Consider the following 12,842-nt stretch of genomic DNA (forward strand, 5'->3'; position numbering starts at 1 on the left):
CTTCAGGATTAATTCGCCTGTGGACTTCTGGGAAGGGTGATAACCACCTGAGTGCCCTTGTTCTGATTTTTATTGGCAGGACTCACAACGCTAATACTACCATAATGCTCTTCAATGATGTTATACACCAAAGGCAGGCCCAGGCCAGTGCCTTTCCCCGGGTCTTTGGTGGTGAAAAATGGTTCGAATAAACGGCTCTGGTGTTCGGGTAGAATACCTGAACCTTCGTCTGTTACTGTGATTTTAACTGAGTTGCTGCCGACTTCGGCATCAATCCAGATCGACGAATTAACCGGTGATGCATCACAGGCATTATTGATCAGATTAACGAATACCTGCAGCAACCTCTGCGGATCACCACTAACACTGGTTGTTACATCGGTATGATTAATCAGTTGTATCTGTTTGCCTCGGCTATCCATTGAAACCAGATGGATCGCTTCATCAATAATATGCTTGAGATCTACCGCTTCCTGCATTTCCTGAATATCACTCTGGCCGGTATGGGCAAACCGAATCAGTGATTGAACGATACGAGTGATGCGGTGAGTTTGTTCAACAATCTGCTCACCACTTTCAAGAATGATTTCATCGTCAGTCTCGTACTTAAGATTTTGTGCCAGACAGGCAATGCCGGTAACCGGATTGCCAATTTCATGGGCGACACCGGCGGCAAAACGACCGATAGAAGCTAGTCGTTCATTGTGAGATAAACGGTTTACCAGAATCTGGTTCTCAGTTTCGTTCTCCAGCAGAATAACCATCGCATCGCTATCATCGGCCAGGCTGGCCTTGTGCAGGCTAAGCCAGCAGTTTTCCTCATCAATTAGCAGATGGTGGGATAGCAGATGGTTTTGATCCTGATGGGAGAAGTCAGCTAATAAATCTCCCCAGGGCGGTGCCAGGCTTTTCAGGTTTTTGGTCAGCACCGATGATGCTGCCAAACCGGTAAAGAGCTCCATTTCGCTATTCCAGAAGATAATCTGGCCTTTTTCATCCAGCGAGCAGGCGCCGATAGGTAAGCGTTGCAGGGTCATGCGGTGATGGCGGCGTAAGTTATCCAGTTCCGCCGCCAGACCACTGAGCTGAGTTTGATAGTTTTCCAGCTGGCCTTCAAGCAGGTGAATGTCCCGGGTACGATACTGTCCCAAAGTGCTGTCATGACTCTGTTGATTAAGTAGAGCACTGGCTTCTACAGGACCAAAGAGAGCACTGAGCCGGCTCTCTATTAATGTTCGCAGGCGCATCAGATCGATTGCATTAAGCTCGCCGCTGTTTAGATTAAGTTCATTCAGGGCGTTATCAATTTCACGTTGCGCGGTCAGTCGGCCCAGTCTTTTGCAAAGTAACTCTACCAGTTCATCACTGTGGCGAATATTAAGCTGAGGCCCTACCGGGCGTTGCAGACTGTTGTGCAGGCAGGCGCTGGCACTGGTGATCTCTTCGGCTGAGCTACGGGTTATCAGTGAGGTTAGCAGAAACACCGTAATGTTTGCTGCCAGGGAATAGATGGCGATCTGATGCCAGCCCTGCTCTGCAAGGAAGGTTACTTCAAAGGTGCTCTCTACTTCACTCATCAGCCCTAGCAGCATGGTAAAGATCCAGATGCCCATACCCACGACCAGACCAAGGCAGAACCCTTTACGGTTAGCGCCGGGCCAGAACAGCGTAGCGAGTATACCGGGTAGAAATTGCATAAACGCAATGAATGCCAACGTGCCCAGCCAGTGCAGGTTATGGTTTAGTCCGATACGGGTGTAGAACAGATAACTGCAGAGCATTATCACTATGATCAGTAGTCGACGTAACCATAGTAGCCGGGTGTAAAGCTGTTGGGTGCTGGGCACCGGTAGTAACGGCAGTATCAGGTGGTTCTGCAACATTGAAGAGATTGAGATAGTGGCAACAATTATGATGCCGCTGGCCGCCGCCAGACCGCCGATAAAGGCAAGAATAGTAAGGAAGTCTGAGTGTAGGCCCATCCCTAGATGCAGGATCAGAAAGGCGGGCTGATCGGCTACACCTATCTTAATGCCGGCCCAGAGGATCGGGGGAACAGCCAGTGCGAGTAATAACAGATATAAAGGCACGCCCCAGCTGGCTTTATGCAAACTGTTGGATGATGTGTTTTCGGTAAACATCATATGAAAGGTGTGGGGCATCACTATGACGGCGGAAAAAAAGCCGAGCAGCATAGTGCGCCACATATCACTGTCTAAGGGGGTATTAAAAACGTCCAGTTGCGTAGGGTTCGCCTTTAGCCACTGCTCAAGCCCTGCTGGACCATCCAGAACATTAAAGAAAACATAAATCGCGAAGCCGCCTAACGCGATAAGCTTGATAAGTGAACCGGTCGCCATGGCAACAATAAGACCGGTTCGGCTATAACGTAGCGATGCATGGCGGGCACCAAACAGAATAGAGAACAGCGCAATAACGGTGCAGAAACCGATGGCGATCTGATTAGAAGTGAAATCCTGATTGATGATATGCAGTGAGTCAGCAACTGCCTGAATTTGAATAGAGATCAGTGGCAGTGTGGCTAGCAGCGTAAAGACTGCGGTCAGTGTGCCCGCCGTTGCTGAACGAAAACGGAATGCAAACAGGTCGGCTAGTGAACTGAGCTGATAGGTTCGGGTGATACGTAGAATGGGCACCAGAATAACGGGGGCGAGAAAGAACGCAGCACTTGCCCCCAGATAGGAGGCCAGAAAACTGAATCCGGACTCTTTTGCCATAGCGAAGGTGCCATAAAAGGTCCAGACACTGGTAAATACACCCAGCGATAAAATGTAGGTGATGGGGTGATAAATAATACGCGCCGGAATCCAGCCTCGCTCGGTAATATAAGCGGTACCAAACAGAAAGGTCAGATAAGTAATGCCGATGATCAGCAGTTCGCTAAGATCAAAACTCATCGCTGCGACGTCTCCGTTCTAATATGGCTACAATCAGGATCAGGGCTGCCCAGATCAGAAAAGGTCGGTACCAGGGCGTGGCGGAGTCGGGCCACCACTGATCCAGCACCGGGGATAACAGATAGCCCCCGATGACCATGACGATTAGTAGACGGTAAAAATGCATCAGTGCCCCTCCAACGTGATACCCAGCTGAGCAGGGATTGCGGTTATGTTCCAGTGCTGAACTGCCCAGTTGAGGCATTCTGATGTAGTCGCTTCGGTCAGTTCTGCTGGTGGCTGTTGATTAAGGAAATTCAACGCCTGAATAAGTTGTGGTACGGGTTGTTGGTCATTCAGTGCATCAGCAAAGGTCTGTTTACTGAGCTTTTGCCCCTGACTGTTTGTCGCTACCGGAATATGTGCGTATTCAGGCTGAGGGTAGTTCAGCAGATGTTGTAGCTGTAATTGTTTGGGGGTCGAATCGAGCAGATCGGAGCCGCGCACTACGTGGCTGATCTGTTGCTCCGCATCATCAATAGTGACGGCTAACTGGTAGGCGAAGTAGCCATCGCGGCGGAAAATCACAAAATCGTCTTGCCGGCTGGAAAAGTCCTGTAATCCGAGAATCCGGTCCTGAAAAGCGTAGTGATTGCTACAGTGACAGCGGATCGCGCAGGCTTTATTTCTATCGGCTGAATGGGTTCGGCAATAGCCGTCATACACCGAGCTGCCGGTACGTTTGATAATCTCTTGTCGGGAGCAGCTGCAGCGATAAGCATTGTTCTGATGCAGAAGCTGTTCAAGGATTTCGTGATAAACCGGATGACGCTGGCTTTGATACCAGACGGGGCCATCCCACTCAAAACCGAATTGTTCAAGCGTGCGAAGAATGCTGTCGCTGGCACCGACAATTTCCCGGGGGGGATCAAGATCTTCAATACGAATAAGCCAGCGACCCTGATGGGCGCGTGCATCGAGAAAACTGGCTAGCGCAGCCAGCAATGAACCGAAGTGGAGCGGCCCAGTGGGTGAGGGGGCGAAACGTCCTGTATAGACCATCAATAGCAGCGGTCAGCCGCAGAGCTGACCGCAGACAGATCAGATACCGAGCTGTTTCTCTTTGATCTCAGCCAGAGTTTTGCAATCGATGCAAAGTGTCGCTGTAGGACGCGCTTCCAAACGGCGTACGCCAATCTCAACGCCGCAAGCGTCGCAGTAGCCGTAATCGTCTTCGTCGATGCTTTCCATCGCTTTAGAGATTTTGCTAATTAGCTTGCGTTCGCGATCGCGGGTACGTAGTTCCAGGCTGAATTCCTCTTCCTGGCTTGCGCGGTCGCTTGGATCAGCAAAGTTTGTCGCTTCTTCCTGCAGATGGTTAACCGTGCGGTCAACCTCTTCCATTAATTCCGTTTTCCAGGAATTCAGAATAGCGCGGAAATGATCCTTTTGTGGATCATTCATATACTCTTCGCCTTCCTTAATTGGGTATGGTTCGAAGTGTGTGAACTGTGTATCTTGATTCGGCATAGTCTGCCCCGCTTCTCTCTCTCAGGTCGGGCAACCGTGCCCGAACGTATCTACAGTTATCTACTACTGATCTAAACCAGTAATCAGAAGGGAGCTGAAGTTACCAGAACCTTCAGAGTTTCACCAGCCCCAGTAACAAAAAACTCCTGCATAATGCCATCCGTAACTTTTTCTTAATTCTTTCAGTCTGTTGTGTAGCACATGTTTAATAGAAAGCAGCACATCAGGTAACTATAGCAGTGATCTGCTAGTTTTCAGCTGAAATTGGTTTGTCTCTTATATGGGGGGGCTGGGCGAGGAAGGTGCGAACAAGCCCCTCAGCTTCTTTTAAAAAGAGGGGTGGGCCCTAGAATGGCCATTTGCGTTGTCAGACAGTTTGAAAAGGTCCAGACATTTCACTGCACAGTCTTTCGCGCATTAGCATGCCCTTTGGGTATTGGCTATTCTATAGCCCGCAGAGAAAACAATGGACTTATTCGTACCTTCCTTAATGTATAATCCCCGCCATTGAATAATTCTTAAGTGACAGGAAGTGTCGGGAATGAGTAACTGGTCTGATCGGGTTGCCGAGATTGAATCCTTTAAAGTAATGGATCTGCTGAAGCGTGCGAAAGAGCTGGATGCTATGGGTCATGATGTCGTGCATATGTGCGCAGGCGAGCCCGATTTTGCAACGCCGGAACCTATCGCTGAAGCAGGTATTGCTGCGATACGGGCCGGACATACTCAGTACACACCTGCGGCGGGTATCCCTCAGTTGCGGGAAGCGATTGCCGGCTTTTATCAGCAGCGCTATGGGTTAGACATCCCGGCGGAAAGAGTTATTGTTACGGCAGGCGCTTCAGGTGCTCTGCTAATGGTGTTCTCGACCCTGGCCAATCCGGGCCAGACGTTTATGATGGCTGATCCGGGTTATCCCTGTAATCCTCGTTTTCTACGCCTGATCGAAGCCCGGGGACAGTTGGTACCGACGGATGCCGGAGATAACTATCAGCTTACACCTGAATTGATTGAGCAGAATTGGCAGCCGAATACCGCTGGTGTGCTATTGGCTTCACCTGCAAACCCAACCGGGAGTGTCGTGCCGCGGGAGCAGTTAGAACTCATTTCTCAGACTGTGCGGGCTAACCGGGGGCACCTTGTCGTTGACGAGCTGTACCACGGATTAACCTACGGTTTTGATGCGACATCCGTGCTGGAAGTGGATCAGGATGCCTTTGTTCTGAATAGCTTTTCTAAATATTTTGGTATGACGGGCTGGCGTTTAGGCTGGACAGTTGTGCCTGATGCTGCCGTGGCGGATATTGAACGGCTGGCGCAAAACCTGTTTATATCACCGCCGACTATTGCTCAGCATGCCGCGCTGGCAGCGTTTGAGCCGGAAACCCTGGATATTCTTGAAGCGCGCCGTGAAGCCTTTCGTGAGCGTCGGGATCTGTTAGTGAATGGCCTGCGCGAACTGGGTTTTGGTATACCGCTGACGCCTGAAGGCGCGTTTTATGTCTATGCGGACGCCTCTCATCTGACTGATAATACCTTTGACCTGTGCTGGGAACTATTGGAACAGGATAAAATAGCGGTGACGCCGGGTGTCGATTTTGGTGAACACCGAGCCAATCAGTTTATTCGTTTCTCCTATACCACGGGTATCGAACAGATTGAGAAAATGCTGACCCGATTAAAATATAGGTTTAACTGATGCAGCTTACAAATATGCAGTCAGGGCGACTAATTAAGCGCTATAAACGCTTTCTGGCTGATATTGAGTTGGAAAACGGTCGTCAGATAACTGTGCACTGTCCTAATACCGGCTCAATGAAAAACTGCGCCGATCCGGGTAGTGACGTCTGGATAATGGATTCAGGTAATCTGAAACGTAAATATCTGTTTGGCTGGGAGTTGGTCAGAGTCAAAAATCGTTACTGGGCCTGTATCAATACCGGTCGGGCGAACGGACTTATTCGCGAAGCAATTGAAAGTGGTGTGATCGCTGAATTGCAGGGTTATGGTGTTATTCGGCAGGAGGTTAAATATGGCGATGAGAACAGCCGTATTGATCTGCTGCTTGAAGATGATGCTAAGTCGACTTGTTATGTTGAAATCAAGAATGTGACCCTATTGGAACATAGCGGTGTTGGTGCTTTTCCTGATGCAGTCACTGCCCGGGGGGCAAAACATCTGCGTGAGCTGATGTTGATGGTAGAGCAGGGGCACCGTGCGGTATTGATGTTCTGTGTGCCGCACACGGGTATAGAACAGGTTCGTCCGGCGGATCATATTGATCCTGAATATGGTCAGCTGTTACGCGAAGCGGCTCTGGCTGGCGTAGAAATCTATGCTTATGGCGCAAAAATCACCCCGCAAGAGGTGACGATCAGTCATTCTCTGCCGGTACTGTTATAAATTAATCTGAATCTTCTGCGATACAGATCTTGCCTTCCACTACATCGTAGGTGATCGGTTTCAGGCTGGCCCCGTTACAAGGGCCGGCAATGCAGAGCCCCTGATCGATAGTAAACAGTGCGCCATGAGTTGAGCACTGGATATATTGCTTCTCCGCATCCAGAAAAGTATCCGGCATCCATTCAAGGGGAATCCCCTTGTGCGGGCAGCGGTTTTCATACAGATAGATCTGCCCCTGGTGATTGACTGCAAACAGGTTGCGCTGGCCGAGCTGGATGCCTTTTGCGGCGCCTTCGCCGATCTCATCAATATCAAATAATGTCGTAATTTTAGGCATTTTTAGCGTCGCTCCGGAATTAGATCATCAGGCCAGATGTTACTGATTTGCTTATCGTTGCGTATCTGTTGATAAAGGTGATCAATAGGGTTGCTATGGCCTGTATCAATCAGATAGCTAATCTGTTGCTCTGCGTTATTCAGGTGTTGTTGGCTTTTTTGCTGTTGGCGCATGATGTTGATATCCGCATCAGAGGGATCAATATCTTCTAATTGGCGTTGTTCCAGCCGTTGCTCCAGCAATGGCTGGTCGGTTTGACATGAGATAATACGGATCTCAATGTTTAGCTGTGCGGCCATTTTTATGTAGCTACTGCGGGTGCGTTCGCGAATGAAAGTGGCATCGACGATGACAGACTCGCCCGCTCGCAACAGCTTTTCTGTTAATCCTTTAAGATGATTATAGGTATGCGCGTTCATTTCATGGCCGTAAAGTTCAAGGTTCTCACCTTTTAAACTTAATTCCCGGTGCAAGCGCTTGCGTTCAACATCAGAACGGATTCTGATCGAGCCGGTGCTCTCCAGTAGTTGCTGGCTCAGATAGCTTTTGCCGCTCCCGGATACGCCATGCATAAGAAACAGTACGGGGGAGGGCTTGTTGGCATAGCTGAGCGCCAATTGAATGTACTGATGGTATTCATCAAAATCTTGTTGTGCGCCGATCAGGGCGACTTTGGCCCGCACCATGGCCCGGTAACCTTTGTAGAAGTTAAGCAGGCGGGTACCATCATAATCGCCGGTCAGCTCCAGGTAACGATTCAGACAGCGATGGGAAAATCGATGTTGCTGGTTGGCTTCAAGGTCCATTAGCAGAAACGCGAGGTCGCAAATAGTATCGATCCAACGGAATTCGAGATTGAACTCGATACAGTCAAACAGTCGGACCTGATCGTTCAGCAGGGTGGTATTTGCCAGATGTAGATCGCCGTGGCATTCGCGGATTTTACCGTCCTGTTTACGTTGCACTATTTTTGGCGTCAGGCTGCGGAATTGCTGACTAATCTGGTAAGCCAGTTGCTGTAGTTGCATCCAGTCATCAAGATTGTCCAGATGTTCTGCTGCATGAAGAAAGTTATCGCTCACTACCTGCCAGATTGTCTCTGGCTCCCCCCAGGCTCCATCGGCACTGGCGTGGGGGACCTGTAGGTGGAATTCAGCAATTTGTTGGCTCAGGGCATCAATATGTTGCGAGGTCAGGGCACTTTTATGTAATAAACGGTCTAACCGGAGTGAATCATCAAATTGACGCATCTGTACGGCATACTCGAATGGTTCGCCCGAACCGTTCAATTCAGGTTCAGATGCAGAGCCACAAAATGCCACCACTGATTGATAAATATCCGGAGCTAAACGCTGATTTAATCGTAGTTCTTCATAACAGTAGTGTTTACGGCTCTCCAGACTGGTAAAATTGAGAAAACCAAAATCTACCGGTTTTTTTATTTTGTATGCGATTTCGCCGGTCAGGATCACCCAGGAAATATGCGTCTCAATCACCTGTATTTCAGATACCGGGTGAGGATAGCTTTGGGGGTTGAGCAGAGCTGAAATCAATACTGGAAGCATGTTTTTTATAATCGTTACCGGAAGTCATAGAGGATTATACGTAGCCAATGGCAAAAAAGAGAGGGGCAGCTTCGTCCCGGGCAAAAAAGAGTGCTAAAGCATCAAAGCGCACTAAAGCGGTAAAGCCATCCTGGAAACGGCGCCTGATTAAACTGTTGTTAAAGTTATCTGTCTTGGGATTGGTTATCGGTGCGGCGGTGCTGCTCTATCTGGATGCCCAGGTGCGATCAAAGTTTGAGGGTAAGCGTTGGGCACTGCCGGCCAAGGTGTACGCACGTCCGTTAGAACTTTATCCGGGGCAGCCACTGAGTCGGGATGATTTGAAAATTGAGCTGAAAGGGTTGGGATATCAGTTTCAGTCCCGTGCTACTCAGCCAGGCAGTGCCGAGTGGGCCAGTTCCAGGGTGCGGGTTTATACCCGGGGCTTTGATTTCCCTGATAGCCACGAAGCTGCGCAGCGATTACTGATCGATTTTAGCGGTAATACCATTAGTCGAATCCGTGACGATAAAGGCGCGGTGCTGCCGCTTGCGCGGCTTGAACCTATTCTGATTGGTGGTATCTATCCGAAAGATAATGAAGACCGGGATCTGATTCAGCTGGCTGAAGCGCCACCCCATCTGATCGATGCACTGATAGCAATCGAAGACCGGGCTTATTACAGTCACTATGGTGTTTCGCCCCGGGGTATTGCCCGGGCGATGGTCGCCAATGTGAAAGCAGGCCGCTTTGTTCAGGGGGGGAGTACCCTGACGCAGCAGTTGATTAAGAATTTTTACCTGACCTCTGAGCGATCTCTGAGCCGTAAGCTGGCAGAGATTCCTATGGCGATGCTGTTGGATCGGCACTATAGCAAAGATGAGATTCTGGAAGCTTATCTTAATGAAGTCTATCTGGGGCAAGAGGGTTTAAGGGCGATTCATGGCTTTGGTCTGGCCAGTCAGTATTTCTTTGCACAGCCCATTCAGGAGCTAAAACTACATCAGGTTGCCTTGCTGGCTGCTATGGTCAAAGGTCCTTCCTATTATGACCCCCGTCGTAACCCTGAACGGGCGACTAAACGTCGGAATCTGGTGCTTTCTGTATTGCAGGACCAGGGCAGTATCACGCTGGCGGAACGCCTGGCAGCAGAAAAGAAGCCTTTGGGTGTGGTGCAACAACAAACATTACATAAGGGCGCTTACCCGGCTTATCTGGATCTGGTTAAACGACAGCTGCGTGAAGAGTATCCGGAAGAGGCGTTGAATAGTGAGGGGTTGAGGGTATTCACAGCCCTGGATCCCATCGCTCAGGTTCGTGCTGAGCGCAGTATGGTGAGTACCCTTAACAAGCTTCAGCAACGTTATGGAAAACCTGTCGAAGAGTTACAGGGAGGTATGGTGGTCAGCAACCCTCATAGTGGTGAGGTAATGGCCGTTGTGGGTGGACGTAAAACCCGTTATCAGGGGTTTAACCGGGCACTGGATGCGCAGCGCCCGATCGGATCGCTAATCAAGCCTGCGCTTTATCTGGCTGCGCTGGAGGATGGTTATAGTCTGGCATCCGTGCTTGAAGATGAGCCGATTACGGTTGATCTGCCTAATGGTGATCAGTGGCAGCCCAAAAATTATGATCGAAAAAGCCATGGGTCGGTGCCTCTGCATCGGGCGCTGGCGTTATCCTATAATCAGTCAGCTGCCCGGCTGGGGATGACCATAGGTACGGATAAAGTGATCGATATGCTGCAGCGGCTAGGACTCGAACGGGAGATTCGTAATTATCCGTCGATGCTGCTGGGTGCAACTGCGATGTCGCCGGTTGAGGTGGCTCAGTTGTATCAGACCATTGCTGGAAATGGGTTTCAGGTGCCGATGCGGGCTATTCGTATGGTGACGGATAGCCAGAATGAGGAGCTGTCTCGCTACTCTTTCAGTATTCAGCAAACAGTCGCTGCCGGACCAGTGCATCTGATTCAGTATGCGATGCAAGAGGTTGTACGTGAGGGGACCGCACGGTCAGTGTATAGCGCATTACCTGAAGACCTTAACGTTGCCGGTAAAACCGGTACCACGAATGAGCAGCGCGATAGTTGGTTCGCCGGCTTTGCCGGTGACCGTCTGGCGGTTGTCTGGCTGGGACTGGATGATAATAAGCCACTCCCGTTAACCGGTAGTAGTGGAGCCTTGAAAGTATGGACCGAGTTTATGCGTCAGGCTAAACCTCAGTCATTTATGGCGGAAAGACCGTCCAGTATCCAGTATCATTGGGTTGATGATGTGAGTGGACTCCTTTCCGGTGAACATTGTGAAGGTGCCCGGCAGCTGCCATTTATTGAAGGGACGGCGCCACAGCAGTCTTCCGGTTGTGGAGATGCTGTCGTAGGTAACCCGATAGACTGGTTTAAACGCTGGTTCAGAACGGAATAAAGCAATGAAAAATATGTTAAAGACAGGTTCAGCGCTGGCAACAGCGGCGCTGTTAACGGGCTGTATTAGTGGTAATGCCAATCTCTCTCCACCGGTTGAAGACCGTTCTGACGGGGGACGTGGTCCGGTGGTTATCGATTCTGATGTGACAACGGGTACTGCTGTGACTACGCCAATAGCGACAGCGCAGCCATTTACCGTAGTGACTCAGGAAGTGGCCGCGCCTCAGCCTGTTTCGGCCAGCAATCCGGCGGTTGTTGCATTATTGGATTCAGCCAAGCAGCAACAGCAGCAAGGCGCCTATAGCTCCGCACAGAGCAGTCTTGAGCGGGCGCAGCGAATTGCACCCCGCGATCCTAATGTCTATTACCAGCTGGCCGACCTGCGACGGGATCAGGGGCAGTACCTGCAGGCTGAGCAGTTAGCGCTGAAAGGTCTGGCTGTGGCCGGTAATCAGTTAGCAATGAAACAAAAAATGTGGTTATTGATTGCTGATATTCGACAGGAAGGTGGTGATATCAAAGGAGCAAAGGACGCGCGTAAACGGGCTTATTAAAACGGATTTTAGGTTTTAGAGTGTAGGGTAATCCTGTGAAGACAGAATTACCCTGAGGAACGTAACTGGTTTAATTAGCTGTCAGCCAGCTGGCGTAGAATGTCAAGGGTTGAAATAACACCCGACAGACCGTCGTTGTTGCTAACGAATACTCGGTGAATGCTTTTGTCGGACATAAGCTTTGCTATCGCCGGCAGTGTTGTATCTTCGGTTACGGAGATGATGTCGGCGGTCATTATTTCTTGTACCAGATGTTTACTGTGCAGATCAGCATTTTTCAGACCGAGCTCATCAGCAGTATAACCTTCCAGAGTAGCCATATAGTACTGGCTCACAATGTTCGCTTTTTTGGCTGCTTCAGGTTGGGTGTCTAATTTCAGAATATCACTCAGGCTGACAACACCTTTTATCTCTCTGGTTGAGGAGACAACAGGTGCGCCAGTTACTTTATGCTTACTGAGAAATTCGATCAGGGTTTTAACAGACCAGTTGGCTTCAGCAGTCAGTAGCTCTTTGGACATGATCTGTCCTGCTGTTAGTTGGCTTAAGGTTGTCATATCAGACTCCAGATATTGTTTGTTGGATGGAACTAGGTTATCCGACAACCAAAAATCAAGGTAGCTAAGCCCGTTTCATATGGCGGTAAAGGGTATCGCTTTGGTGTCAGGGGGCTTTTCGATAGCTTAACCTGACTGATTTCATCTTATTTATTACTGGGGCAACCTTTACTGCCGGGGTGAAAGTGCTGGCCACTAATCGCTTTTGCCAATCCGAGAATACCAAGCATGACAAAGCTGGTATGCATGACGATCAGGTACAGCAGTGTCATGGATATGCCTGCGGCATCGTCGGCAACTAAAAGCCAGAGTCCTACCCCGCCACCGACGACCAATACCAGCAACCAACCGCTCAGTACCAGGCTTTGATAGAGGTGGCAGCGCCCCAGAGTATCGTCGCTATGACGGTTCTTGATATATATCATTAATAGTGCGATTAAAGCGATGCCGGGTAGCAATAATAGATTGATCAGGTAGAGTGCCTGGGCAATCAGTGCCAGATTCGATTGCTTTCTATCTAAGTTATTCATTCTCATCCCGCATTAAATTCAAGACATATACTAAGTATTTCTTTGTTATTGATGATGGTCAA

At 49.6% G+C, this 12,842-nt stretch carries 12 protein-coding genes; 4 read left to right on the forward strand and 8 right to left on the reverse strand.

Going from position 1 to position 12,842, the window contains the following annotated elements; genetic code table 11:
• Positions 1 to 8 precede the first annotated feature (8 nt).
• From EHS89_RS19640 to dksA, 4 genes are read right to left on the reverse strand one after another with little or no spacing between them, the layout of a single operon-like run.
• Positions 9 to 2,918: an ATP-binding protein gene (locus EHS89_RS19640; RefSeq protein WP_124927874.1), complete on the reverse strand. Its 2,910-nt coding sequence runs from the start codon at positions 2,916 to 2,918 to the stop codon at positions 9 to 11.
• Entirely contained in the window at positions 2,908 to 3,084 is a 177-nt protein-coding gene (locus EHS89_RS21170) for a hypothetical protein (RefSeq protein WP_170167553.1), read from the reverse strand. Before EHS89_RS21170 ends, EHS89_RS19640 begins: the two co-directional genes overlap by 11 nt.
• The gene (gene gluQRS, locus EHS89_RS19645; protein WP_124927875.1) at positions 3,084 to 3,959 is read right to left on the reverse strand and encodes a tRNA glutamyl-Q(34) synthetase GluQRS; all 876 of its coding nucleotides are present in this window, start codon (positions 3,957 to 3,959) and stop codon (positions 3,084 to 3,086) included. Before gluQRS ends, EHS89_RS21170 begins: the two co-directional genes overlap by 1 nt.
• Before the next feature lie 39 nt (positions 3,960 to 3,998).
• Complete coding sequence (gene dksA, locus EHS89_RS19650) at positions 3,999 to 4,427, reverse strand: RNA polymerase-binding protein DksA (RefSeq protein ID WP_124927876.1); 429 nt, start codon at positions 4,425 to 4,427, stop codon at positions 3,999 to 4,001.
• Positions 4,428 to 4,968: 541 nt separating this feature from the next.
• Between dksA and EHS89_RS19655 the strand changes: the two genes are divergently transcribed.
• Positions 4,969 to 6,126: a pyridoxal phosphate-dependent aminotransferase gene (locus EHS89_RS19655; RefSeq protein ID WP_124927877.1), complete on the forward strand. Its 1,158-nt coding sequence runs from the start codon at positions 4,969 to 4,971 to the stop codon at positions 6,124 to 6,126.
• A complete protein-coding gene (sfsA, locus tag EHS89_RS19660) occupies positions 6,126 to 6,830 on the forward strand; it encodes a DNA/RNA nuclease SfsA (RefSeq protein WP_124927878.1) in 705 nt (234 codons plus the stop codon). Before EHS89_RS19655 ends, sfsA begins: the two co-directional genes overlap by 1 nt.
• A 1-nt stretch (position 6,831) precedes the next feature.
• Here sfsA and EHS89_RS19665 read toward each other — a convergent pair whose 3' ends face one another.
• Both EHS89_RS19665 and EHS89_RS19670 read right to left on the reverse strand, forming a co-directional pair.
• Positions 6,832 to 7,167: a Rieske (2Fe-2S) protein gene (locus EHS89_RS19665; RefSeq protein WP_124927879.1), complete on the reverse strand. Its 336-nt coding sequence runs from the start codon at positions 7,165 to 7,167 to the stop codon at positions 6,832 to 6,834.
• A 2-nt stretch (positions 7,168 to 7,169) separates the two neighbouring features.
• Positions 7,170 to 8,663, reverse strand: a complete 1,494-nt coding sequence (locus EHS89_RS19670) for a bifunctional aminoglycoside phosphotransferase/ATP-binding protein (RefSeq protein WP_229753797.1) — start codon at positions 8,661 to 8,663, stop codon at positions 7,170 to 7,172.
• Positions 8,664 to 8,779: 116 nt separating this feature from the next.
• On the opposite strand from EHS89_RS19670, the gene mrcB reads away from it, so the two are divergent.
• Together mrcB and EHS89_RS19680 are read left to right on the forward strand one after the other, a co-directional pair.
• On the forward strand, positions 8,780 to 11,137 hold the full coding sequence (gene mrcB, locus EHS89_RS19675; protein WP_124927881.1) for a penicillin-binding protein 1B: 2,358 nt from the start codon (positions 8,780 to 8,782) through the stop codon (positions 11,135 to 11,137).
• Positions 11,138 to 11,141: 4 nt separating this feature from the next.
• Positions 11,142 to 11,693, forward strand: coding sequence for a tetratricopeptide repeat protein (locus EHS89_RS19680; protein ID WP_124927882.1), 552 nt, complete (start codon positions 11,142 to 11,144; stop codon positions 11,691 to 11,693).
• 74 nt (positions 11,694 to 11,767) lie between these two features.
• On the opposite strand, the gene EHS89_RS19685 is transcribed toward EHS89_RS19680, so the two are convergent.
• Positions 11,768 to 12,250: a CBS domain-containing protein gene (locus EHS89_RS19685; RefSeq protein WP_124927883.1), complete on the reverse strand. Its 483-nt coding sequence runs from the start codon at positions 12,248 to 12,250 to the stop codon at positions 11,768 to 11,770.
• A gap of 146 nt (positions 12,251 to 12,396) precedes the next feature.
• Positions 12,397 to 12,780 carry a hypothetical protein gene (locus EHS89_RS19690; protein ID WP_211340382.1) on the reverse strand — a complete coding sequence of 128 codons (384 nt, stop codon included), beginning with the start codon at positions 12,778 to 12,780 and terminating at the stop codon, positions 12,397 to 12,399.
• Positions 12,781 to 12,842: the final 62 nt, after the last annotated feature.

It is taken from the genome of Amphritea balenae, from assembly GCF_003858655.1.
Taxonomy (GTDB): Bacteria; Pseudomonadota; Gammaproteobacteria; order Pseudomonadales; family Balneatricaceae; genus Amphritea; species Amphritea balenae.